The organism is Ralstonia sp. UNC404CL21Col, from assembly GCF_000620465.1.
GTDB classification, from domain to species: domain Bacteria; phylum Pseudomonadota; class Gammaproteobacteria; order Burkholderiales; family Burkholderiaceae; genus Ralstonia; species Ralstonia flatus.
In genome coordinates this window covers 1-23,465 of the sequence record NZ_JIBE01000003.1, presented here as the reverse complement: position 1 = coordinate 23,465, position 23,465 = coordinate 1, and the positions used below count along the sequence as shown (strand labels likewise).

Here is a 23,465-nt window from a genome sequence, read left to right as displayed (position 1 = left end):
CCCCCGGCAAGGCGCCCAGTTTATGCAGACTTGTCGTTGGCGTGCAAGCGCACCGACCAGCCGACGCCCAGGATCAGCAAGGCGATTGCGGCGATCTCAAGCGGGCGTGGCCAGCGGCTGTCGTACACAAAGCCATATGCCAGCGCAAACAGCGTCTCGAACACGATCATCTGGCCCGACAGCGTGAGCGGCAGCCGCCGCGAGGCGATGTTCCACAGGTTGTTGCCGATCAGCGACGCGCCGAGCGCCACGGCCGCATTGACCGCCCAGAACGTGCCCCAGATACGCCCGCCGGCGCCCATCCATGCTGTGCCAACCGTGAGCAAGGCGACCGTGATCAATGCTGCCGACAGAATGCCGCTCGAAATGCCATATAGAGCAGACCATTCGTTGCTGGAAAAATGCGGATTGCGCTGCAGGTAGCGGGCGTTGTCCACGGCGTACCACGTCCAGCTGCACAGCGCGCCGGCCGCGCAGACGATGCCCGCAACGCGCTGCCAGATCGGCCGGACATTGGTCGCCGCAGCGGTGGCCTGATGGCCAAACAGGTCGACATTGATGCAGACAATGCCCGCAGCCACCACGAGCAGCGGCCAGATCAGCCGGGAAAGCTGCACAGCGCCGTGGTCCCGCCGCCCCAGGACCGTGACGGTGATGGGCAAGATGCCGATGATCAGCGAGGTGGGCGCGACCCCGGCCAGTTGCACGGCGAAGGCCAGCAGTACGTAATAGACAAGATTGCCGCTGCAGGATTGTCTGACGAGCGCCAGGCAATCGGCGCGCGTTATCTTGCGGGCAATGCGGGGGAGGATCGGGCCGGCCGCAATGGCGGCGATGACGCCGTAGGCGAGGTAGCGGCCGAGGGTCAGTTCCCACGGTGAAAAGGCGGGCAGCGCGCGGGGCGCGATAAAGACCATGCCCCACATCGCCCCGGCCAGCAGGGCGCACAATACGCCAATTCCCATTCGAACACTCGCGAGGCTGATTCGGCGCGGCCGCTGGCGGCGCAGGGCGCTGGAGGTGCGTGCGCGAAGAAAAATTTATCGAGCATAGCACGGGTCTCTACAACCGTGGGGCGAATTCCCGTATAATCCGATTTTGCGCCTAGAGGAAATTGCTATGCGTCTTGTCCAGAAAGCACTCACGTTCGATGATGTGCTGCTCGTCCCGGCCTACTCGGCCGTCCTGCCCCGCGATACGTCCCTTCGCACCAAGCTCACCCGTTCGATCGAACTCGCCATTCCGCTCGTCTCCGCTGCCATGGATACGGTCACGGAAGCGCGGCTCGCCATCGCCATGGCGCAGCAAGGTGGCATCGGTATCGTCCACAAAAACCTGAAGCCGGAAGAACAGGCGCGCGAAGTCGCCAAGGTCAAGCGCTTTGAATCGGGCGTGCTGCGCGACCCGATCACCATCGGTCCGGACATGAAGATCCGCGACGTGATGGCGCTGTCGGCCCAGCACGGCATCTCGGGCTTCCCGGTGCTGGAAGGCAAGAAGGTGGTGGGCATCATCACCAACCGCGACCTGCGCTTTGAAGAAGAGCTGGACGCCCCCGTGCGCGCCAAGATGACGCCGAGCGAGAAGCTCGTCACCGTCAAGGAAGGCGCCTCGCTGGAAGAGGCCAAGCGCCTGATGAACAAGCACCGCCTGGAGCGTGTGCTGGTGGTGGGCGAGGCTTTCGAGCTGCGCGGCCTGATCACCGTCAAGGACATCCAGAAGGCCACCGAATATCCGCTGGCGTCGAAGGACGAACGTGGTTCGCTGCGCGTGGGCGCGGCGGTGGGCGTGGGCCCGGATAACGATCTGCGTATCGACTTGCTGGTCAAGGCCGGCGTGGACGTGATCGTCGTCGACACCGCGCACGGCCACAGCCAGGGCGTGCTGAACCGCGTGCGCTGGATCAAGGACAACTACCCGCAAGTGCAGGTGATCGGCGGCAACATCGCCACCGGCGACGCTGCCAAGGCGCTGGTCGACCACGGCGCAGATGGCGTCAAGGTCGGTATCGGCCCCGGCTCGATCTGCACGACGCGGATCGTCGCTGGCGTGGGCGTGCCGCAGATCTTTGCCGTGTCGAATGTGGCCGAGGCACTGAAGGGCACCGGCGTTCCCCTGATCGCCGACGGCGGTATCCGCTACTCGGGCGACGTCGCCAAGGCCCTGGCTGCCGGCGCACACACCGTGATGATGGGCGGCATGTTTGCCGGTACGGACGAATCGCCGGGTGAGGTGTTCCTGTTCCAGGGTCGCTCGTACAAGAGCTACCGCGGCATGGGCTCGGTGGGCGCGATGAAGGACGGCGCTGCCGACCGTTACTTCCAGGAAGACAACACCGCCAACGTCGACAAGCTGGTGCCCGAAGGTATCGAGGGCCGCGTGCCTTACAAGGGCTCCGCATTGCCGATCGTGCATCAACTCACGGGCGGCGTGCGTTCGTCGATGGGCTACTGCGGTTGCGCATCGATTGCCGAATGGCACGAGAAGGCGCAGTTTGTCGAGATCACCGCTGCCGGCATGAACGAATCGCACGTGCACGACGTGCAGATCACGAAGGAAGCGCCGAACTATCACCGCGACTGATCGCTTGTCGATCTTCGCAAACAAGATAGAAGGCAAGCAGTACTGCCGCCGGGGTGCGCGGGCGCTCCGGCTGAATCAACCGGCGGCCGAAGCACGGGCGGCCGCCCGCAACTGGAGACGATGATGAAAGCGCTTTTGCGACTCGTTCTGTTTCTGGATGCGGCTGTCGCACTGTGCGTCGGTCTCGTCCTGCTGGCTTCGCCGATGACGTCCATCTTCGGCGCGCTGCAATTGCCGCAGCCGGAGCCTGCGATGTACGGTCAGCTGCTCGGCGTCACGCTGATTGGCGTGGCCTGGCTGCTGTGGCACGCCACGGTCAATGGTCAACTGACGACCGCCGTGGCGCAGGTGGTCGGTCATGTGAACCTGGCCGTCGCCGTGCTGGTGATCGCCTGGCTGCTCTTCTTCCATCTGCCGGTGGACGGCGCAGGCCGCATCTGGCTGCCGACGTTTGCGGCGGTGCTGGCGGCGTTTTCCGCTGTGCAGATTCCCGCCTCGCGCCGCGTGCGCACCCATGAGCGTGTGCGCGCGCAGAAGGCCCGCGAAGATGCCGCGGCCGCGCGCGAACGCGAACGCGCGGAAAAGGCGCAACGCAAAGAACCTGGCTACATGCCGCCTCCGGGCTACGGCCCCGGCACTGAAGTCGACACGATTGCCGATTCCATTCCTCCACAACATGCACGACAAAGTCCTCATCCTTGATTTCGGCTCGCAGGTCACGCAACTGATTGCGCGGCGCGTGCGTGAAGCACACGTCTATTGCGAGATCCACCCGAACGACGTGTCCGACGCCTTCGTGCGCGAGTTCGCGCCCAAGGCAATCATCCTGTCCGGCAGTCACGCCAGCACGTACGAAGACCACCAGCTGCGCGCCCCGCAGGCCGTGTGGGACTTGGGCGTGCCCGTGCTCGGCATCTGCTACGGCATGCAGACCATGGCCGTGCAGCTGGGCGGCAAGGTGGAGTGGAGCGACCACCGCGAATTCGGTTACGCCGAAGTGCGCGCGCATGGCCACACCCGCCTGCTCAAGGACATCCAGGACTTCGCCACGCCGGAAGGCCACGGCATGCTCAAGGTGTGGATGAGCCACGGCGACAAGGTCGCCGAGCTGCCCCCGGGCTTCAAGCTTCTGGCCTCGACGCCGAGCTGCCCCATCGCCGGCATGGCCGACGAGGCGCGTGGCTACTACGCCGTGCAGTTCCACCCGGAAGTCACGCACACCGTGCAGGGCCGCGCGATGCTCGAGCGCTTCGTGCTGGAGATCGCCGGTGCCAAGCCGGACTGGATCATGCGCGACCACATCGAGGAAGCCGTCAAGCGCATCCGCGAGCAGGTCGGCGACGAAGAGGTGATCCTCGGCCTGTCGGGCGGCGTCGATTCGTCGGTGGCGGCGGCGCTCATTCACCGCGCGATCGGTGACCAGCTGACCTGCGTGTTCGTCGACCACGGCCTGCTGCGCCTGGATGAAGGGAAGATGGTGATGGACATGTTCGCCGGGCGCCTGCACGCCAAGGTCGTGCACGTGGACGCGTCTGAGCAGTTCCTCGGCCACCTGGCCGGTGTGACGGACCCGGAAGCCAAGCGCAAGATCATCGGCCGCGAGTTCGTTGAGGTGTTCCAGGCCGAAGCCAAGAAACTCAGCAACGCCAAGTGGCTGGCGCAGGGCACGATCTACCCGGACGTGGTGGAATCGGGCGGCACCAAGACCAAGAAGGCAACGACGATCAAGAGCCACCACAACGTGGGCGGCCTGCCGGAAACGCTCGGCCTGAAGTTGCTCGAACCGCTGCGCGACCTGTTCAAGGATGAAGTGCGCGAGCTGGGCGTGGCGCTGGGCCTGCCGCACGAAATGGTCTATCGCCATCCGTTCCCGGGGCCGGGCCTGGGCGTGCGTATTCTGGGCGAGGTCAAGCGCGAATATGCAGACCTGCTGCGCCGTGCCGACGCCATCTTCATCGAAGAGTTGCGCGGTACCAAGGCCACGGCGCAGGACGCTGCCGCCGGCCTCTGCGGCGAAGGCGATGTGGGCAAGAGCTGGTACGACCTGACCAGCCAGGCGTTTGCGGTGTTCCTGCCGATCAAGTCCGTCGGCGTGATGGGCGATGGCCGCACATACGACTACGTGACGGCGTTGCGTGCCGTGCAGACCACCGACTTCATGACCGCACATTGGGCGCATCTGCCGTACACGCTGCTGGGCCGCGTGTCGAACCGCATCATCAACGAGGTGCGTGGTTTGAGCCGCGTCGTGTACGACGTGTCGGGCAAGCCGCCTGCGACGATTGAGTGGGAGTGAGGTTTTCTCCCCAAGTGGAAAGAAGCCCGCATGACGCGGGCTTTTTTCTGTTCAGCGTCTGCGCCGGGAGGGCCGACGGGCGCGCGCTATGTAATATTTGTTGACACATCCACGGAACACCTGTAGAACCAATCCCCGCAGGATCTTCAAGCAGTTACTCCGATGTTCTGGGTCGTCACGCCACGCGGTACTTCCTTTGCTCCATGTTTCTTCCTTGATTGTCGTGCCTGGTGAGCACAGGCTCATGCAGAACTTTTTAGGATATCCAACATGGAAACCGGCACAGTAAAGTGGTTCAACGACTCCAAGGGCTTCGGCTTCATCACCCCGGACGCAGGCGGCAACGATCTCTTCGCTCACTTCTCTGAAGTTCAGGGCAGCGGGTTCAAGTCCCTCCAAGAGGGCCAGAAGGTTCGCTACGTTGCAGGCGTTGGCCAGAAGGGCCCGGCTGCCACGAAGATCGAAGCGATCTGATCGGTCGTTCATCTGCCAAGAAAAAACCCCGCATCGCGGGGTTTTTTTTCGGCTAAACGCACGCGCCACGGCCCGCCTATGCCGCCTGCTTGGGGGGCCGCCGTACCGCGCGAATCTTCCCCGTGGTGCCGCCGCCGCAAAAGAACTGATCGGCACCGTTTGATTCCAGCCCCGACACAGTAATGCCGGCCGGCATATCAAGCTGCTCCAGCACTTCACCGGTTTGCGGATCGATGTGGCGCAGCTCGCTCGTATCGCCTTCCCACGTCGCGTGCCAGAGTTCTCCGTCGACCCAGGTGACGCCGGTCACGAAGCGGTTGGATTCGATGGTGCGTAGCACCTTGCCGGTGTCCGGATCGATCTGGCGGATCTTCCGCTCGCGGTAATGACCGACCCACAGCGTGCCTTCGGCCCAGGCGAGGCCTGAGTCTCCGCCCGCACCGGGCGCTGGAATCGTGGCGAGCACGGTGCCGGTTTGCGGGTCGATCTTCTGGATGCGGTCTTCGGCAATCTGGAACAGGTGCCGTCCGTCGAACGCAGTGCCGGCATGGGCGGGCACATCGATCGAGCGCAGTGCCTTGCCGCTGTCGGGGTCGAGTTCCTTCAACTGGCCGCCGGCAGCAAACCAGACGTGCTGACCGTCGTAGGTCACGCCGCCTCCGTTTTCAGCGCCGGGGAAGGGGCCGTATTCGCGCACGACTTCGGCGGTGGATCGTTTCATGTGGGGCTCGCTGGATTCGGCTGTGGAGTCTTCATCCTAGTCACTTGGCAGGGGCGCAGGGAGTAACAAGGTGGTCGCGAATCCGGGTACCGGCGGCGTCACCCAGCGGCGCGAGCGCCCGCGTCCGAAGAACTGCACCTTGCCGGCGGCGGCCAATGCGTCGAGCGCGCGCTGTACCGTGCGCTGGCTGGCCCCGAGCGCCAATGCCAATGCAGAGCTGGACCACGATTCCCCATCGGCGAGGCACGCCAGCACGGCGGCGTATTGCTCGTCGACCGGCTGTGCGAGCACGACCACGTCTTGCGCAGCATCGGGTTGCAGCGCGAATCCTTGCTTGGTCGCCTTGACCGTGCCCAACGCACCAAGTGCCGTGCGCAAACGACCGATCTCCACGCGCAGGCGCACGCGATGCGAGTCGTCGGGATGCCGGCTGCGGAATGCGCGCGCGATGAGGGCGTCTCGGGGCACGTCTTCCGGCCACGCTTCGGCCAATGCCCGCGCCAGCGTGAAGAGCACAGGCCGCGTGGCAAGGGGGACGACGGCATCGGTCTGCCGAATGGCGAGCCGGCATGCGTCCACCACGAGCGCGTCCGACGCAAACAGGGCTTCGACATCATCAAGACGCAGGACACGTTCTTCGCCGCGCGAGATGAGCCGCGCAGCCGGTGCGCTCAAGGCCTGGGCGGCACGTTCCACTTCGGCCGTGAGCGTCGGGATGCCGGCCTGACGCGCCGCGATATCGGCGTCGTTCAAGGCTGCGCGTGCGGCGCCGGTCTGCAAACGTCGGATGGCAATGCCCGCGACGACGAGCGCATGTGCCGCCCGCAGGACCGGAGGGAGACGCGCCGGGCTTAGCGCGGCGAGCGCGGCTTCGGCGTCGTCCAGCCGGCCGATCAGCAGCAGGCGACGGATGCTGAGATACCGCGCGTGTGCAGCGTTGACGTGGTCGCCGTGCGCCTCGAGCGTGGCGCATGCGGTGTCCAGGGTTTTGGCGGGCCAGCCCAGATCGCGCGAGGCGAGGGCGACTTCGGCTTCCGCGACGATGCAGCGTGCGCGTGCCACGGCCTCGCGTGCGCCGAATGCGCGGGCGGCGCGGCGCAGCAGGAGCTTGGCGCGTGCCAGGTCACCGAGCTGGGCCATGGCGATGCCGCGCAGTGCGAGTGCTGGCGCGTCGTCACGCAAGGCGACGCGGTTCAGCGCTCCGAATGGGTCACCGGCGGCGAGTGCGCGGGCTGCAGCCGTGATCAATGAATCCATTCGAATCCCGCCACACTTGTCACTCCCGCCGTTTGAGGTCGGCGCCTAATCTAGCACACGACCATTCACCCAAAAACGGAGGCAAGCATGAGTGCAACACACCCGACAGCAACCCGCGCAACCTGGCTGGCAGAGCGCATTGAACTGCTCAAGGCCGAGAAGGAACTCACGCGGCGCAGCGACGAACTCGCGCGCCGCCGGCAGGCACTGCCGTGGGTCCGCGTCGACAAAAGCTATCGCTTTGAAACCGAGAATGGCAGCGCCTCGCTGGCCGATCTGTTTGGCGGACGTTCGCAACTGCTGGTCTACCACTTCATGTTCGGGCCGGACTACAAAGCGGGCTGCCCATCGTGCTCGATGATTGCCGACGGCTTCGATGGCTTCGTCACGCATCTGGCGAACCACGACGTCACGTTGATGGCGGTGTCGCGCGGGCCGTTGGCCAAGTTGCTGGAGTACCGGGAGCGGATGGGCTGGAGCTTCCCGTGGGCGTCGTCGGTGGGGAGCGATTTCAACTACGACTTCAACGTCTCGATCACGGAAGACCAGCAGCGCGCCGGCAGCGCCGACTACAACTACGTGCGCGGCAGCCACGTGATGGATGCATCCGACTTGCCCGAACCCGTGCAGCAGTTCGCCAGCATGTGCGGCACCGATGCGCCCACCTACGTGCGCGACCGGCCCGGCATGAGCGCGTTTGTGCTTGAAGATGGCGTCGTGTATCACACGTATTCCACCTACGCGCGCGGGCTCGACGGCTTGTGGGGCGCATACCAGTGGCTGGACCGCGCGCCGCTGGGCCGCAACGAAACCGGTGTCTGGTGGCGTCGCCATGACGAATACGCTCAGCAGCGTTGAGCTGCCGCGCGAGCATGCATTGTCCGAGCGCGGCTTTCTGGCCGTCTCGGCATTGCTGTTCATCGCCAGCACGGCAGCGACGGTGGCATGGTGCAACGCCATGCCGGCCATGAGCGAGATGCCGATAGCCTGGATGCCGATGTGCGGTCAGACATGGTGGAGCTTTGCCGCCGCGTTTGTTGCCATGTGGACGGTGATGATGGCGGCGATGATGCTGCCGTCATTGCTGCCGATGCTGCGGCAGTATCGCGTGGCGCTTCACCTGGCAGGCGAGCAGAACGTCGATGCGCTGACGGCGTTGGCAGGCGTGGCGTACTTTGCGGTGTGGGCGCTGATCGGCGTCATGGTCCTTGCGCTGGGTGCGGCATTAGCCCAGCTCGAGATGACATGGCCCGTGCTGGCACGCGTGGCGCCGGTTGCGAGCGGTGCAGTCGTTCTTGCGGCGGGCGCTCTGCAGTTCAGCGCATGGAAGGCGCGCCAGCTTGCACGGTGCCGCGCAGTGCCAGCGCCCGGGCGCGCTGCATGGCGATTTGGCTTGCGCCTTGGCCTGCGCTGCGCCGGGTCATGCGCGGGCCTGACGGCAATCCTGCTGGTGACCGGCGTGATGGATCTGCGCGCAATGGCGGCTGTGTCAGCGGCGATTACGCTGGAGCGCCTGGCACCTGCGGGACAGCGTATGGCTCGCTGCGTTGGCGCCGTCGCCATCGGGGCAGGTTTGCTGTTGATGCTGCGCGCCGTGTTGCCCTGAGGTGTGCCGAGTACACGCCTTACATCACCGCGCCAAGCTGCCACGGGACGAACTCGTTGTCGCCCAGGCCATTGAGTTCGCTCTTGGTGCGCGTGCCGGAGGCAGCGGCCAACATCAGCTGGAACAGCGCCTCGCCGGCTTGCGCGATGCTGAGGTGGCCATCGACGATACCGCCGCAGTCGTAGTCCATGTCGAGTTCCATGTGCCGATAGAGCGTGCTGTTGGTCGCAAGCTTCAAGGAGGGGACCGGCTTGCAGCCATAGGTGGACCCGCGGCCCGTTGTGAAGCAGATCAGGTTGGCCCCGCCTGCGACCTGGCCCGTGGCAGACACGGGGTCGTAGCCCGGCGTGTCCATGAAGACGAGGCCGTGCGTCTGCACCGGCTGCGCGTATTCATACACGGCCATCAGCCCGCTGCTGCCGCCCTTGGCGACCGCGCCGAGGGATTTTTCCAGGATGGTCGTGACGCCGCCGGCCTTGTTGCCGGGCGAAGGGTTGTTGTTCATGTCGGCGCCCAGCGTGCGGGTGTACTGCTCCCACCAGGCCAGCCGGTTCATCAGCGCATCGGCCACGGCAGGTGTGGCAGCGCGTGCGGTCAACAAATGTTCCGCACCATAGATCTCGGGTGTTTCGGACAGCACCGCGGTGCCGCCATGCCGCACAAGCAAATCCACCGCGGCGCCCAGCGCAGGGTTGGCGCTGATGCCGGAGTAGCCGTCGGACCCGCCGCATTGCAGGCCCACCGTGAGGTGACTTACGGGGACTGTGCTGCGTTGTGCCTGGTTCGCGATCGGCAGCATGTCGCGCAGCATGGACAGGCCGGCCGCAATGGCTTCACGCGTGCCGCCTTCCTCTTGGATCGTCAGCGAGGCAAACAGGCCCGGTGTGCGCGCCCCAAGCATCTGCACGAGCGGGGCGACCTGGTTGACTTCGCAACCGAGACCAACGATCAGCACGCCGGCAAAGTTTGGGTGATCGGCGTAGCCGCGCAGCGTGCGCTGCAGCAGTTCCAGGCCTTCGCCGTTGCCGGCCATGCCGCAGCCGCTGCCGTGCGTGATGGCGACCACGCCATCCACATTGGGAAATGCGGCCGCCTCTGCCTGGGCCGCTTGCACGATATGCCGGCACACGGTGGCCGAGCAATTCACGCTGGAGATGACGCCAATGAAATTGCGCGTGCCGACGCGGCCATCCGCCCGCACGTAGCCCTCGAACGTGGCGGGCGTGTCGACGGGGACGGTGGCGCGGTACGCGTGGCCAACAGCATGCTGGGCAGACGCGTGCGCCATGCCGATGTTGTGGACGTGCACGTGCTCACCCGCACGGATGGGCGCCGTCGCCACGCCGATGACCTGCCCATATTTGTGCACCGGCTGGCCCACGGCGATGTCGCGCAATGCGACCTTGTGACCGGCGGGAATGGCATCGCGGGTGGTCAATGCAGCGTTGAGCGCTGCGCCGGGCGCGAGCGCCACACGCGCGACGGCCACGTCGTCGTCAGGGGCAAGAAGGATGAGGGGTGCGTCGGACATGGTGCTTTGCAGGTTCAATTCGGATTGGCCAGCGCGGCGTTCAGGCGCGGCTGGGCGAGGTGCAAGCCCAGCTGCCGCGCGAGCGCGACGATGGGTGCCAGGCGCCGCTGCTTCTTCTGCGCGTGGTTCTGCGCGATGTCGGCCAGGCGATGGGCAAGGTAGGGGTTCAACAGTCGTTCGCGTAGCAAGACGAGATAAGCCTCGGCGGCATCGCGCTTGCCCAGGGCTGTGAATACGGGAACGATCTCGTCGTGCCACAGGGCTTCCAGCTCCGGCCGCAGGCGCGCGTCTTCCATGGCCTGCGCGACGGTCATGTCGGCGGGGTGCGCATCTTCGCGCCAACGCTCGGCCAGAAAGGTGTGGCCCGCGTTGAGCAGAAAGAGCTTGAGGCGCTCGTGATGATCGAGTTCATCCGTCAGGACGATGGCCGGGTGCGTGCAGGGCAGCACCAGCCCCGGGCGGCGCTCGATGGCCCACAGGGCGTACGGTTCAGCCACGGCGCCCACGGGGTGCAATGCCTCGGAGACGATGCGGTCTACGAGCGAGTTGGCCCACACGCAATGCGTGGGCAGCCAATCGACGAATGCGGTGGGCAGTGCCCATTGCCGTGCCAGCGCGCAGACCGTTGCGCAGAGCGTGTCGCCATTGCGCTCGATCAGCTCGCACGGAAACAGCGACAGCGGCGCGTGCGGCTGTCGCAACCAGCGGCCGAGCAGCAGCGCCACGAGTTTCGCGGGGAAGCTGCGCGGCACGCGCGATGGCTGCTGTATCAAGCGGGCATCGTCGCGCGGGTCAAGCTGGTAGCCCTGGTCGGCGGTGTTGGACACGACGACCTGCACGTCTGTTGCCATGAGGTCGCGCAGTTGCTCCCAATCGGCGTCGGCCTGCAGGGCGCGCTGCACGGCGCGGCAGGTGACAGTCTTGTCAACGGGTGTGCCGTCTCGCAAGCCGCGAATGCGCACCGGGTAACCCGCGCCGCCGGCAAGCGCCGCCACACGCGCGGCACTGGCCGGGTTGGCGGTCGTCTGTACGACCGTGATGCCGCCCAGCGCTTGTCCCGCGTCGAGCGCTTCCGACACGAACAAGTCGACGTGCGCCTGCAGGAAGCGGCTCGTGCCGAACTGGAGGATCGGCGCCGTCATGCGCTCAGCACTCCACGATGGCTTTCACCACGCCGGCGGCGGGATCGAGCAGCGTCTTGAAGTGCTCGGGCACATCCGCCAGCGCCATGCGGTGCGTATTGAGCGCGGCGGGAATCTTGCCCGCGCGCATGGCGTCGAGCACGGTCTCGAAGTCTTCCGTGGTGGCGTTGCGACTGGCGAGCAGCGTGGTCTCGCGTTTGTGGAATTCCGGATCGGAGAACGAGAGGTTGGCCGCCACCACCGAGATCAACACATACGTGCCGGCATGCGCCACAAAGCGCAGGCCGCGCTCCATGGCCTTCGGATTGCCCGTGGCGTCGAACACGACGTCATAGAACTCGTTGTCTGTAAGCGCGGCGAGTTGCGCTTCGTCGGTATCGCCCAGCGCAACGCTGGCATCCACGCCGAGTTGCTCCGTCGCAAAGGCGAGGCGATCCGCGCGCGAATCCAGCGCCGTGACCGTCGCGCCGCGCAGCTTGGCGAAGATCATGGCGGCCATGCCGATCGGGCCGGCGCCGACTACGAGCACGCGCTGCCCGGCGCGCACCTGCGCCCGACGCACGGCGTGCGCGCCAATGGCCAGAAATTCCACCATCGCGGCCTGATCGAGGCTGACGCCGTCTGCCTTGTGCACGAAGGCTTGCGGCACGCTCAGGTATTCCGTGAAGGCCCCGTCGCGATGCACGCCCAGCACCTGGATATTGACGCAGCAGTTTGTCCGGCCCTGGCGGCATGCAACGCAGTGGCCGCAGGACAGGTACGGCATCACGTAGACCACGTCGCCCTTGCTCAGGGCGCTGCCGGCCGGCGCCTGTTCGACGATGCCCGACAGCTCATGCCCCATCACGCGCGGGTAGTTCAGGTAAGGCTGATTGCCGGTGAAGATGTGCAGGTCGGTGCCGCACACGCCCACGCGTTTGACGCGCAGCAGCACTTCGCCGTCGGCGGGGCTCGGGACGGGCCGGTCCAGTGCGCGCAGCGTGCCCGGCGTTTCGCAAACGACGGTCAGCATGATGCGGCTCCCGTCGAGGGCGCGCCGCCAGTCTCCGCCCGGCGGAGGCATCGAATAGGTCGTGTATGGGCGCGTGGCAATGGCAAACGATAGGTCACCTTCCGGTCTCCTTGGGTGGGATGAGGTGAGGGGCGATTGCGTGCGCGTACTGCGCCAAGTTGAGGGAAATGGTGCGCGGCTCCCACAACTGGTCATGCCAAACAGGCCTCACCTATTGGTCAGGCCAATTTAACATCTCGCGTGAAATTCCTGGAGGGGGGAAACCCTGATGCCGGAAATCCCTTGTTTTCAAGGGGGTAAGGCAGGGCGATCAGATATTTGGTCAGACCGATTTGAGAGGCGGGTGGAGTGGCGTAGGTGCGCCCAAGCAGGGTGGCGCAGCCACAGGCGGGCCGCCCATGAGGCAGGGAGGCTTACTGCGGGGCGTCTTGCTGAATGGCGCCTGCGATCCAGCGTTCTTCCGACGCCCGCAAGTGCGCCCGCATGGCGGTTTGCGCCGCGATGGGGTCGCCGGCCTGCAGCGCCTTGAGAATCTCTTCGTGCTCATGCACGGCCGCATGCCAGCTGGATTCGCCTTCCGCGTGGTCGCGGATGGCCATGGCGAGCGGGTCATGGCGGCTGTCGAACAGCTCCGCCACGAAGCGGCTCAGGACCGAATTGCCGGCCGTCTCGGCAATCAACATGTGGAACTGCCGGTCGGCATCGGTGGGCGACTTTCCGCTCGACGCGAGTTTCTTCATGCGGTCGATGGTGCGCTGGAGCTTGTCGAGCGTGGCGGCTGTCAGCCGCCCAGTGGCAAGCGTGATGACATCGCCTTCGAGCACGGCCCGGGCCTGCATCAATTCAGACGGGCTTTCGCCCAGCGACGGAATGGCCGCGCTTTCGCTGACCGCGCTTGCGTCTTGCACGTAGACGCCGGAACCCATGCGGATTTCCACCTGGCCGCCGATCTCCAGCGCGATCAGCGCCTCGCGCAGCGACGGTCGCGACACGCCCAGCGTTTGCGCGAGTTCGCGTTCGGGCGGCAGGCGTGTGCCGGGGCCGAGCTTTTCTTGCTGGATCAGCGCGAGAATCTGCGCGGCTACGGATTGGTAAAGCCGCTTTGGCTCTGTCTGCTTCATTGTGGTGTGGTTTTGGGCGCTGACGTGACTGCGTTCGGGTGTGTTTCGAGTCTAGCATGCGCACCGCGAGCCGTTGTCTACACTGGTGTCGGCAGCAGTTCAGGGTTTGCACTAGTGGTCAGGCAGGTACGTTATAAGTGATATTGGCTTGACCAAAAAATGCATGGTGCGATCGAAACGTTCCAAACTGGACTTACCAGTGTCGTGAGCGGAAGATCGGAGCCGCGCAACACAACGGAGACCACGATGAGCAGTGCTGACGCCGTGCCCGCGCACGTAAGCAGCTCCAGAGCGTCGATGCCGCAAGAGATTCTGCGTTTGCAGCGCATCGGCAAGCGCTTTCCCGGCGTCGTTGCGCTGGATGGCGTGGATCTGGATCTGCGCGTGGGCGAAGTCCATGCCGTCTGCGGCGAAAACGGCGCCGGCAAGTCGACCTTGATGAAGATCATCAGCGGCCAATACACGGCGGACGATGGTGCCATCACTTACCGCGGCGAGGCAGTGCGCTTCACCTCGACTTCCGAGGCGCAGGCGGCCGGCATTGCAATCATCCATCAGGAACTGAATCTCGTGCCGCATCTGTCGGTGGCGGAGAACATCTTCCTGGCGCGCGAGCCCAAGCGCGGCCCCTTCATCGATTACCGCAAGCTCAACACGAACGCACGCAGCTATCTGCAGCGGATTGGTCTGGCCGTCGAGCCGACCACGCTGGTCGGCGCGTTGTCGATCGCGCAGCAACAGATGGTGGAGATCGCCAAGGCGCTCTCGCTCAACGCGCGCGTGCTGATCATGGATGAGCCGACGTCTTCGCTCACGGAATCCGAAACCGTCCAGCTGTTTCGCATCATCAAGGAGCTGCGCGCCGACGGCGTGGCGATTCTGTACATCTCGCACCGGCTGGATGAGATGGCCGAGATCGTCGATCGCGTGACGGTGCTGCGTGACGGCCGCCACATCGCCACGAGCGATTTCGCTTCTACCAGCGTCAACGAGATCGTCGCGCGGATGGTCGGCCGTTCGCTCGACGATGTGTTTCCCGCGCGCACATCGGTGCCGACTGACGAGGTCTTGCTGCGCGTCAATGCACTGAGCCGCGCAGGCGTCTTCGGCCCGGTGTCGTTCGAGCTGCGCAAGGGCGAGATTCTTGGTTTTGCCGGCCTGATGGGCGCGGGCCGCACGGAGGTGGCGCGTGCCATTTTCGGTGCGGAGCGGCTCGATTCAGGGTCCATCATGCTGGGCCATATGGGCGATCAGCCGGTCACGATCCGTTCGCCGCGCGAGGCGATCCGGCAAGGCATTGCCTATCTGTCGGAAGACAGAAAGAAGGACGGGCTGGCGCTCTCGATGCCGGTGGCCGTCAACATCACCCTGGCCAATGTGCGGGCGATTTCCTCGCACGGCTTCCTGCGCTTTTCCGAAGAGACCGCCGTGGCGCAACGCTACGTGCGCGAACTGAACATCCGCACGCCGTCGGTCGGGCAGACCGTGCGCAATCTCTCGGGCGGCAATCAACAGAAGATCGTGATCGGCAAGTGGCTGTATCGCGGTTCGCGCATCCTGTTTTTCGATGAACCGACGCGGGGCATCGATGTAGGCGCCAAGTACGCGATCTATGGATTGATGGACCAACTTGCCGCGGACGGTGTCGGTGTCGTGCTGATCAGTTCGGAGTTGCCGGAACTGCTGGGCATGACCGATCGAATTGCCGTCTTTCATGAAGGCCGCATCACCGCAGTCCTGGACACACGGAAGACCAACCAGGAAGAAATTCTGCATTACGCATCAGGACGAACCCATGCTTGAAATGACATCAGATCAGCCGCAGCCCGTGAAGACGCAGCGCAAGCAACACCACCGCGACTTGATCCAGAAGTTCGCAGCGCTCGGCAGCCTTGTGGCGCTCGTGATTGCGTTTTCCGCCACCAGCGCGGCGTTCTTTTCGGTCGGCAATTTCATGACCGTCGCACTGCAGGTCACGTCGATTGCCTACCTGGGTGTGGCCGCCACGTGCGTGATCATCACCGGAGGCATCGACCTCTCGGTGGGTTCGGTGCTCGCGCTCTCGGGCGTCGTGGCGGCATTGCTCGTGAAGATGGGCGTGCCGGTGCCGCTGGCCATGCTGGCCGGCGTGGCGGTCGGCGCCGTGTGCGGATGGGTCAACGGTATCTGCATCACGCGGATGGGCCTGCCGCCGTTCATCGCCACGCTCGGCATGATGCTGGTCGCGCGCGGCCTGGCCCTGCAGATCACCGGCGCCCGTCCGGTCTCGGGCCTGGGCGACGCCTTTGGCGAACTCGGCAACGGCGCACTGTTCCGCATCTCGCACATCGGCGCAGACGGCTTTCCGGACACGGTCTTCCCCGGCATTCCTTACCCGGTGGTGATCATGCTGGCGCTGTTCGTCGCCGTGTCGGTGCTGCTGTCACGGACTTCGCTCGGTCGCCACATCTACGCAGTCGGCTCGAATGCCGAGGCGGCGCGCCTGTCCGGCGTGAACGTGCAGGGCGTGAAGCTGTTCACGTATGTGCTGTCGGGCTTGCTGGCCGGGATGACGGGCTGCGTGCTGATGTCTCGCCTCGTGACGGCGCAGCCGAACGAAGGCGTGATGTACGAGCTGGATGCGATTGCCAGCGCCGTGATCGGCGGGACGTCGCTGATGGGCGGTGTCGGAACGGTCTCGGGCACGGCCATCGGCGCGTTCGTGATCGGCGTGTTGCGCAACGGGCTCAACATGAACGGCGTATCGAGTTTTATCCAGCAGATCATCATCGGCGTGGTCATCCTCGGCACCGTCTGGATCGATCAGCTCAGAAACCGCAAGTTGTGACTCGAGAAGTTCAAACCAAAACCAAGGAGTGAGACATGAAGAAGTTTTCCGTGCTGGCGGTGGTTGCAGCAACGTGCGCACTGTTCTCTGCTTATGCGCAGGCGGCAGGCGGTGAAATTGCCGTGATCGTGAAATCGGCAAATTCCAACTACTGGCAGAACGTTCAGAAAGGCGCGACGGCCGCCATGGGCAACGCGAAGGGCTACACGATGACGTTCCAGGGGCCCGCTGCCGAATCGGCCATTGCCGACGAAGTGAACATGGTTGAGAACGCCGTCAACCGGCATGTGGCAGGCATCGTGCTGGCGCCGTCAGATCCGGATGCGCTGGTGCCGGCGATGAAGAAAGCGTGGGAAGCGCACATCCCCGTGGTGCTGATCGACTCGATGGTGTCGGATTCCGGCAAGCAGTATTACCAGTCGTTCCTGTCGACGGACAACACGAAGGCCGGTGAGCTGTGCGCGAAGGCCATGATCGATGCCGTCGGCCAGACCGGCAAGATCGCCATCATGTCGTACGTGCCGGGCGCTGGCTCTGAAATCGGCCGCGTGGGCGGCTTCAGGAAATACATCGAGACGCATTCGAAGCTGCAGATCGTCGGGCCGTTCTATTCGCAATCGCAAATGGCGACGGCACTGAACCAGACGACGGACGTGCTGGCCGCCAATCCGGATTTGAAGGGCATCTTCGGTGCGAACGAGCCGACGGCCGTCGGGATGGGCCGCGCGCTGCAGCAGTCCGGCAAGAGCGGCAAGGTGGCGGCCATCGGCTTTGACGGCAACCAGGATCTGCAGGGCTTCGTGCGCGACGGCACGATCCGCGCCATCGCTGTCCAAAGCTCGTACCAGATGGGCTACAAGGGCATCGAGACGGTGGTCAGCGTGATCGAGAAGAAGCCCGTACAGAAGCAGGTCGACACCGGCGTGATGATGGTCAACAAGCAGAACCTGGATTCGCCTGAAGCCAAGAACGTCCTGTACTGACGAGGCATCGCAACAAGGGGCATGGCGGCGTGTCGTTCACCGCCATGCCGGCTGCATCCCTTTCCTGAGCGGCGCAGTGCTTTTCACTCCATTGCCGGAACGGGCCAACACCAACGTGGCCCGCGCCGGAACGCAGACGCAATGAGACTCCAAGGAAAACGCATCCTCGTGACGGCGGCCGGGCAGGGTATTGGCCGGGCCAGCGCGATGATGTTTGCAAGAGAGGGCGCGCAGGTGCTCGCCACCGATATCAACGCAGAAGCCCTGGCTACGCTGGCAGAGACCGCCGGCGTGCGCACCCTGCGCCTGGACGTGACAGACGCCAACGCCGTCGCCGTCCTGGCACGCGAAGAAGCCGCCTTCGATGCGCTGTTCAACTGCGCGGGCTTCGTGCACCCCGGCAGCATCCTCGAATGTTCGGAAGACGACTGGGCGTTCTCGTGGCAGCTCAACGTGACGTCGATGTACCGGCTTACACGTGCGCTGCTGCCGAAGATGCTCGACAACGGCGGCGCCTCGATCATCAACATGGCCTCCGCCGCGTCCAGCGTGAAGGGCGTGCCGAATCGCTTCGTGTATGGCACCACCAAGGCCGCCGTCATTGGCATGACCAAGGCGATTGCCGCCGATTTTGTGGCGCGCGGCATCCGTTGCAACGCCATCTGTCCGGGCACGGTGGAGTCTCCGTCGCTCGAACAGCGCATTGCCGCGCAGGCGCGCGAGCAGAACGTGTCGACCGACATCGTCCGCGCAGCCTTCGTTGCACGCCAGCCCATGGGCCGTGTTGGCACGGCAGACGAGATTGCCGCGCTGGCGACCTACCTCGCTTCGGATGAGTCCCGCTTCACGACCGGCACCTGCTGCGTGATCGACGGCGGCTGGTCGAACTGATTTGGCTTGATTGATTGCAGTAGCTGATAACGACAACACGATGAAACTCCTCCGCTACGGCCCCAAGGGCCAGGAAAAGCCCGGCCTGCTCGATGCGCAAGGGCAAGTGCGCGACCTGTCGGGCGTGATTGACGACATTGCGGGCGCGGCGCTGCTGCCCGAGAGCCTCGCTCGACTGCGCACGCTCGACATCAGCCGCTTGCCCATCGTCGATGGCACGCCGCAAGCCGGCCTGCGGCTGGGTGCCTGCGTGGGCAACGTCGGCAAGTTCATCTGCATCGGACTGAACTATTCCGACCACGCCGCCGAAACCGGTGCCGAAGTGCCGGCCGAGCCGGTCGTCTTCGGCAAATGGACCAGCGCCATCTGCGGCCCGAACGACGACGTTGAAATCCCGCGCGGCTCGGTGAAGACCGATTGGGAGGTCGAGCTTGGCGTGGTGATCGGCAAGGGCGGCCGGTACATCAGCGAGGCCGATGCGCTCGCGCACGTGGCGGGCTACTGCGTCATCAACGACGTGTCGGAGCGCGAATACCAGCTCGAGCGCGGCGGCACGTGGGACAAGGGCAAGGGCTGCGACACCTTCGGCCCCATCGGCCCGTGGCTCGTCACCGCGGACGAGGTGCCCAACCCGCAGGCGCTGCATCTGTGGCTGGAGGTGGACGGGCATCGCTATCAGAACGGATCGACGTCGACGATGGTGTTTGGCGTGGCGCATCTCGTCAGCTATCTGAGCCGCTTCATGAGCCTGCAGCCGGGCGATGTGATTTCCACCGGCACGCCGCCGGGCGTGGGGCTGGGGCAGAAACCGCCGGTTTATCTGCGCGCGGGCCAGACCATGCGCCTGGGCATCGAAGGCCTGGGTGAGCAACGCCAGCGCACGGTGGACGCAAAAGCCTGACGGCACGCGATTCGCAATCCCGAACACGATACTCATGACCATCATCCGATCCCTGCGCGTGCTGGACGTGCGCTTCCCGACCTCGCAGCATCTCGACGGCTCTGACGCGATGAATCCGGACCCGGATTACTCCGCGGCCTACGTGATCCTGGAGACTGACCAGCCGGGCCTGGAAGGCCACGGCCTAACCTTCACGATCGGTCGCGGCAACGAGGTGTGCTGCGCCGCCATCGCGGCGATGCGTCATCTGGTGGAAGGGCTCGACCTCGACTGGATTCGTGAAGACATGGGCCGCTTCTGGCGCCATGTCACATCCGACAGCCAGCTGCGCTGGATTGGTCCGGACAAGGGCGCCATTCATCTGGCGACGGGCGCGGTCGTCAATGCGGCGTGGGACCTGTGGGCCAAGGCGGAAGGCAAGCCGCTGTGGCGCCTGGTGGCCGATCTCACGCCCGAAGAGTTCGTGCGCTGCATCGACTTCCGCTACATCACCGACGGCATCACGCCCGAAGAAGCGCTGGAGCTGCTGCGCAAGCAGGCACCCAGCAAGGCCGCGCGCATCCGCACGCTGGAGCAGGAAGGCTACCCGTGCTACACCACGTCGGCCGGCTGGCTCGGCTATGACGACGACAAGCTGCGCCGCCTCTGCCGCGAGGCCGTCGACAGCGGCTTCCGCCATATCAAGCTCAAGGTCGGGCGCGATCTGAAGGACGACATTCGCCGCGTCTCTATCGCCCGTGAAGTGCTCGGGCCGGACCGCGAATTGATGATCGACGCCAACCAGGTCTGGGAGGTCAAGGAGGCCATCGACTGGGTGCGCGAACTCGGTTTCGCCAAGCCGTGGTTCATTGAAGAGCCGACCAGCCCGGACGACGTGGAAGGCCATCGCAAGATTCGCGAAGCCGTCACCCCCGTCAAGGTCGCTACCGGCGAGATGTGCCAGAACCGCATCCTCTTCAAGCAGTTCATCATGCGCGGCGCGATTGACGTTGTGCAGATCGATGCATGCCGGCTGGGCGGCGTGAATGAAATCCTGGCCGTGCTGCTGCTGGCCGCCAAGTACGGCCTGCCGGTGTGCCCGCACGCTGGCGGCGTGGGCCTGTGCGAGTACGTGCAGCATCTGTCGATGATCGACTACATCTGCGTATCGGGCACGCGCGAAGGCCGCGTGGTCGAGTACGTCGACCATCTGCACGAGCACTTTGTCGATCCGTGCGTGGTGCGTAATGCCGCCTATCTGCCGCCGCAGGCTCCCGGTTTCTCCATCACGATGAAGCCGGCATCGCTTGAGCAATACCGCTTCCGGGGTTGATGCGATGACGGACCCTGCGCTGCCCGTGCCGCGAATAGACGCGCACCAGCATTTCTGGCGCTATCGCCCCGAGGCGTATTCGTGGATCGGCCCCGGCATGGAAGCCCTGGCCGAAGACCGCCTGCCTGCCGACCTGCTGCCGGAGCTGCGCGCGCAACGCCTCGACGCTGCGATTGCCGTGCAGGCGCGCGGTGTGCGAGAGGAGACGGATTTCCTGCTCGACCTTGCTGATGCGCACGACTGGATTGTCGGCGTGGTGGGCTGGGAAGACCTGCATGCCACGGATCTTGAGGCCCGCCTTGAGGCAAGGAGCGGTGAGCACAAGCTGGTCGGCTTCCGGCACACCGTGCAAGACGAACCGGACGTCGCGGCGTTCTTGTCAGACCCCGCATTCGAGCACGGCGTCGCACTGCTGCAGCTCTGGGGCTACACGTACGACGTGCTGGTGTTCGGTCATCAACTCGCGCCCGCCGTGGAGTTCTGCGGTCGGAACGATCACCACTGGCTGGTGTTGGACCACCTCGGCAAGCCGTCGTTGGAAGCGTTCGAGCGTGACGCACAAGCGCTGGCGCGTTGGCGGGCCGCGCTTGCGCCGCTCAAGGACATGCCGCACGTCGCCTGCAAGCTTTCCGGCTTGCTGACCGAAGCCGACTGGCGAACGGGCGTGACGGCGCGCGACGTGCAGCACGCACGCCAGTGCCTGGACGTGGCTCTCGACGTGTTCGGCCCGAGCCGCGTGATGTTCGGTTCGGATTGGCCCGTCTGCCAATTGGCGGCGTCGTACGGCACGGTGGTCGACGTGCTGCACGTCTGGGCCGAAGAGCGGCTCACCGCCGCCGAACGCGCCGACCTCTGGGGCGGCAACGCCACCCGCTGCTACAACCTGCAACTCAAGGCTTGAACCATGGATTTGCATCTGCAAGACAAAGTCATCATCGTCACGGGCGGCGCAGCGGGCATTGGTGCGGCCATCTCGCTGCAACTGGCGGCCGAGGGCGCCATTCCCGTCGTCTGTGGCAAGAGCCCGATGACGCCAGCATTCGAGTCCGAACTGATGCGTCGGCAGCCGAAGGCACGCTTCTTCCAGTTCGATCTGGAGGATGAAGTCGATTGCCGCGGCATGGTGGACGAAACCGTGCGCGCGTTCGGGCATATCGATGGGCTGGTCAATAACGCCGGCATCAACGACAGCGTGGGCCTGGACGCCGGCCGCGACGCCTTCGTGCGGTCGCTCGAAAAGAACCTGATCCATTACTACGTGATGGCACATCTGTGCGTGCCGCACCTGAAAGCGAGCCGAGGGGCCATCGTCAATATCTCGTCGAAAACGGCGCTGACGGGGCAGGGCAATACGAGCGGGTACACCGCCGCAAAAGGTGCGCAGCTGTCGCTGACACGGGAATGGGCGGCGTCGCTGGCGCCGGACGGCGTGCGTGTCAACGCGGTCATTCCGGCCGAGGTGCTGACGCCGCTGTATGAACGCTGGATCGCCACGTTCGACAACCCCGATGCCAAGCTCGCGGCGATTACATCGAAGATTCCGCTCGGCCAGCGCATGACCACCGCCGACGAGATTGCGAGCACCACGGTCTTCCTGCTCTCTGCGCAGGCCTCGCACACGACGGGGCAGTGGGTGTTTGTCGACGGTGGCTACACGCACCTCGACCGTGCCCTGACATGAGGCTGCCATGCGCTACTGCCTTGCTCTGGATCTGAAAGACGACGCGGCGCTCATCGCCACGTACGAAGCCCACCATCAACGCATCTGGCCGGAAGTCGCTCAGCACCTGCGCAAGCACGGCGTGACCGGCATGGAGATCTATCGCCTGGGCACCCGCATGGTGATGCTGATGGAGGCCGACGACGCGATCTACGATGCCGACCGCATGGCGCTTGCCACCGAAACGGACCCGAAGATCCGCGAATGGGAAGCGCTGATGTGGCAGTTCCAGGCACCGACGCCGTGGACGCCCGCCGGGCAGAAGTGGACACCGATGCGCCGGATCTTCGATTTGCAACAGCAACCGCAGTAGAAGCAATTCCGGCCGTGGCCGGCATGACACCAGAGAGGAGAGATGACAATGAAAAAACGAGCAACCTTGCCGCTGTGCGCGGCAATCCTGTGCGCGGCCGCCGGGGCCGCGCATGCACAAACCAACGTCACGCTGTACGGCCGCGTTGCCAGCGGCATCGACTACCAGAACAACGTCGCCCCCACCGCGACCTCGCCGGGCGGCAGCCTCTGGCGCGCCGCCGACAACCAGTGGGGGACCAGCATGTTCGGGTTCATGGGCAAGGAGGATCTCGGCGGTGGCCTGCAGGCAGTGTTCCGGCTTGAATCCGGCTTCGGTGCAGCCCAGGGCAAAACCAACGGCGATGCGCTCTTCAACCGCCGTTCGTACGTCGGCCTGTCCAGCCCGACCTGGGGCACGTTGACGGCCGGCAAGAACCTCTTCATCAGCAACGACGTCTGGTTCCTCGACCCGACCGGCCAGCAGTTCATCGGCTCGGCGACGCTGGTGCGCGGGCGCAACTGGCCGGGCGCGAACAACATCGTCGAATATCAAAGCCCGACCTGGGGCGGCTTCCAGATCGGCCTGCAGACGGGCCTGGGCGAACAACCGGGTTCGTTCACGAACAGCCGCCGCGATGGCGTATCTGCCGTCTACACGGCCGGCCCGCTGGAAGTGCGCGCGATCTACGACGTGATCCGCGACGGCAACGGCAAGTTCAGCGACATCTTCAACTTCTCGAAGGAAGCGACCTTCGGCGGCACGTACACGATCGGCAAGGCGAAACTGTTTGCGG

General features: G+C 65.0%; 23 protein-coding genes. 16 read left to right on the top strand and 7 right to left on the bottom strand.

The features are described from left to right. Positions 1-20: 20 nt before the first annotated feature. A complete protein-coding gene (locus N511_RS0100150) occupies positions 21-965 on the bottom strand; it encodes a DMT family transporter (RefSeq protein WP_027677450.1) in 945 nt (314 codons plus the stop codon). Positions 966-1,119: 154 nt separating this feature from the next. Between N511_RS0100150 and guaB the strand changes: the two genes are divergently transcribed. The 4 genes from guaB (at position 1,120) to N511_RS0100130 (ending at position 5,353) form a co-directional block, all read left to right on the top strand. Beyond that, complete coding sequence (gene guaB, locus N511_RS0100145) at positions 1,120-2,583, top strand: IMP dehydrogenase (RefSeq protein WP_027677449.1); 1,464 nt, start codon at positions 1,120-1,122, stop codon at positions 2,581-2,583. 123 nt (positions 2,584-2,706) lie between these two features. Next, a complete protein-coding gene (locus N511_RS0100140; protein WP_012761917.1) occupies positions 2,707-3,285 on the top strand; it encodes a hypothetical protein in 579 nt (192 codons plus the stop codon). Beyond that, positions 3,260-4,879, top strand: coding sequence for a glutamine-hydrolyzing GMP synthase (gene guaA, locus N511_RS0100135; RefSeq protein ID WP_012761918.1), 1,620 nt, complete (start codon positions 3,260-3,262; stop codon positions 4,877-4,879). Before N511_RS0100140 ends, guaA begins: the two co-directional genes overlap by 26 nt. Before the next feature lie 270 nt (positions 4,880-5,149). Next, positions 5,150-5,353 carry a cold-shock protein gene (locus N511_RS0100130; RefSeq protein WP_027677448.1) on the top strand — a complete coding sequence of 68 codons (204 nt, stop codon included), beginning with the start codon at positions 5,150-5,152 and terminating at the stop codon, positions 5,351-5,353. 76 nt (positions 5,354-5,429) lie between these two features. On the opposite strand, the gene N511_RS0100125 is transcribed toward N511_RS0100130, so the two are convergent. Beyond that, complete coding sequence (locus N511_RS0100125) at positions 5,430-6,074, bottom strand: Vgb family protein (RefSeq protein WP_027677447.1); 645 nt, start codon at positions 6,072-6,074, stop codon at positions 5,430-5,432. Positions 6,075-6,110: 36 nt separating this feature from the next. Further along, positions 6,111-7,331 (bottom strand): hypothetical protein, encoded by a 1,221-nt coding sequence (locus tag N511_RS0100120; protein WP_027677446.1) that lies wholly within the window; start codon positions 7,329-7,331, stop codon positions 6,111-6,113. An 87-nt stretch (positions 7,332-7,418) separates the two neighbouring features. Between N511_RS0100120 and N511_RS0100115 the strand changes: the two genes are divergently transcribed. Together N511_RS0100115 and N511_RS0100110 are read left to right on the top strand one after the other, a co-directional pair. After that, positions 7,419-8,189 (top strand): DUF899 domain-containing protein, encoded by a 771-nt coding sequence (locus N511_RS0100115; protein WP_027677445.1) that lies wholly within the window; start codon positions 7,419-7,421, stop codon positions 8,187-8,189. After that, positions 8,164-8,937: a DUF2182 domain-containing protein gene (locus tag N511_RS0100110; RefSeq protein ID WP_027677444.1), complete on the top strand. Its 774-nt coding sequence runs from the start codon at positions 8,164-8,166 to the stop codon at positions 8,935-8,937. Before N511_RS0100115 ends, N511_RS0100110 begins: the two co-directional genes overlap by 26 nt. 19 nt (positions 8,938-8,956) lie before the next feature. Here N511_RS0100110 and N511_RS0100105 read toward each other — a convergent pair whose 3' ends face one another. The 4 genes from N511_RS0100105 to N511_RS0100090 all read right to left on the bottom strand — a co-directional run bounded on the left by N511_RS0100105 (position 8,957) and on the right by N511_RS0100090 (position 13,743). After that, positions 8,957-10,468: a UxaA family hydrolase gene (locus tag N511_RS0100105; protein WP_037026156.1), complete on the bottom strand. Its 1,512-nt coding sequence runs from the start codon at positions 10,466-10,468 to the stop codon at positions 8,957-8,959. Positions 10,469-10,482: 14 nt separating this feature from the next. Then, positions 10,483-11,610 carry a D-mannonate oxidoreductase gene (locus tag N511_RS0100100; RefSeq protein ID WP_027677442.1) on the bottom strand — a complete coding sequence of 376 codons (1,128 nt, stop codon included), beginning with the start codon at positions 11,608-11,610 and terminating at the stop codon, positions 10,483-10,485. A 4-nt stretch (positions 11,611-11,614) separates the two neighbouring features. Next, on the bottom strand, positions 11,615-12,622 hold the full coding sequence (locus N511_RS0100095) for a zinc-binding alcohol dehydrogenase family protein (RefSeq protein WP_027677441.1): 1,008 nt from the start codon (positions 12,620-12,622) through the stop codon (positions 11,615-11,617). A 413-nt stretch (positions 12,623-13,035) separates the two neighbouring features. Continuing rightward, positions 13,036-13,743, bottom strand: a complete 708-nt coding sequence (locus tag N511_RS0100090; protein WP_027677440.1) for a FadR/GntR family transcriptional regulator — start codon at positions 13,741-13,743, stop codon at positions 13,036-13,038. A 297-nt stretch (positions 13,744-14,040) separates the two neighbouring features. On the opposite strand from N511_RS0100090, the gene N511_RS0100085 reads away from it, so the two are divergent. From N511_RS0100085 to N511_RS0100040, 10 genes are all read left to right on the top strand, one after another. After that, positions 14,041-15,546 (top strand): sugar ABC transporter ATP-binding protein, encoded by a 1,506-nt coding sequence (locus N511_RS0100085; RefSeq protein ID WP_376717913.1) that lies wholly within the window; start codon positions 14,041-14,043, stop codon positions 15,544-15,546. Further along, positions 15,539-16,570: an ABC transporter permease gene (locus N511_RS0100080; RefSeq protein WP_027677438.1), complete on the top strand. Its 1,032-nt coding sequence runs from the start codon at positions 15,539-15,541 to the stop codon at positions 16,568-16,570. Before N511_RS0100085 ends, N511_RS0100080 begins: the two co-directional genes overlap by 8 nt. 35 nt (positions 16,571-16,605) lie before the next feature. Continuing rightward, a complete protein-coding gene (locus N511_RS0100075; RefSeq protein ID WP_027677437.1) occupies positions 16,606-17,553 on the top strand; it encodes an ABC transporter substrate-binding protein in 948 nt (315 codons plus the stop codon). A gap of 141 nt (positions 17,554-17,694) precedes the next feature. Further along, on the top strand, positions 17,695-18,444 hold the full coding sequence (locus tag N511_RS0100070; RefSeq protein ID WP_027677436.1) for an SDR family oxidoreductase: 750 nt from the start codon (positions 17,695-17,697) through the stop codon (positions 18,442-18,444). A 40-nt stretch (positions 18,445-18,484) separates the two neighbouring features. Beyond that, a complete protein-coding gene (locus N511_RS0100065; protein WP_027677435.1) occupies positions 18,485-19,345 on the top strand; it encodes an ureidoglycolate lyase in 861 nt (286 codons plus the stop codon). A gap of 34 nt (positions 19,346-19,379) precedes the next feature. Beyond that, positions 19,380-20,657 carry an L-fuconate dehydratase gene (locus tag N511_RS0100060; protein ID WP_027677434.1) on the top strand — a complete coding sequence of 426 codons (1,278 nt, stop codon included), beginning with the start codon at positions 19,380-19,382 and terminating at the stop codon, positions 20,655-20,657. A gap of 4 nt (positions 20,658-20,661) precedes the next feature. Then, positions 20,662-21,558: an amidohydrolase family protein gene (locus tag N511_RS25335; RefSeq protein ID WP_027677433.1), complete on the top strand. Its 897-nt coding sequence runs from the start codon at positions 20,662-20,664 to the stop codon at positions 21,556-21,558. A 3-nt stretch (positions 21,559-21,561) separates the two neighbouring features. Further along, the gene (locus tag N511_RS25330; RefSeq protein ID WP_027677432.1) at positions 21,562-22,338 is read left to right on the top strand and encodes an SDR family oxidoreductase; all 777 of its coding nucleotides are present in this window, start codon (positions 21,562-21,564) and stop codon (positions 22,336-22,338) included. Between the two features lie 7 nt (positions 22,339-22,345). Next, positions 22,346-22,690, top strand: coding sequence for an L-rhamnose mutarotase (locus tag N511_RS0100045; RefSeq protein WP_027677431.1), 345 nt, complete (start codon positions 22,346-22,348; stop codon positions 22,688-22,690). Between the two features lie 48 nt (positions 22,691-22,738). Then, positions 22,739-23,465 (top strand): porin (locus N511_RS0100040; protein ID WP_155954009.1); only part of this gene is annotated, 727 nt, incomplete at its 3' end.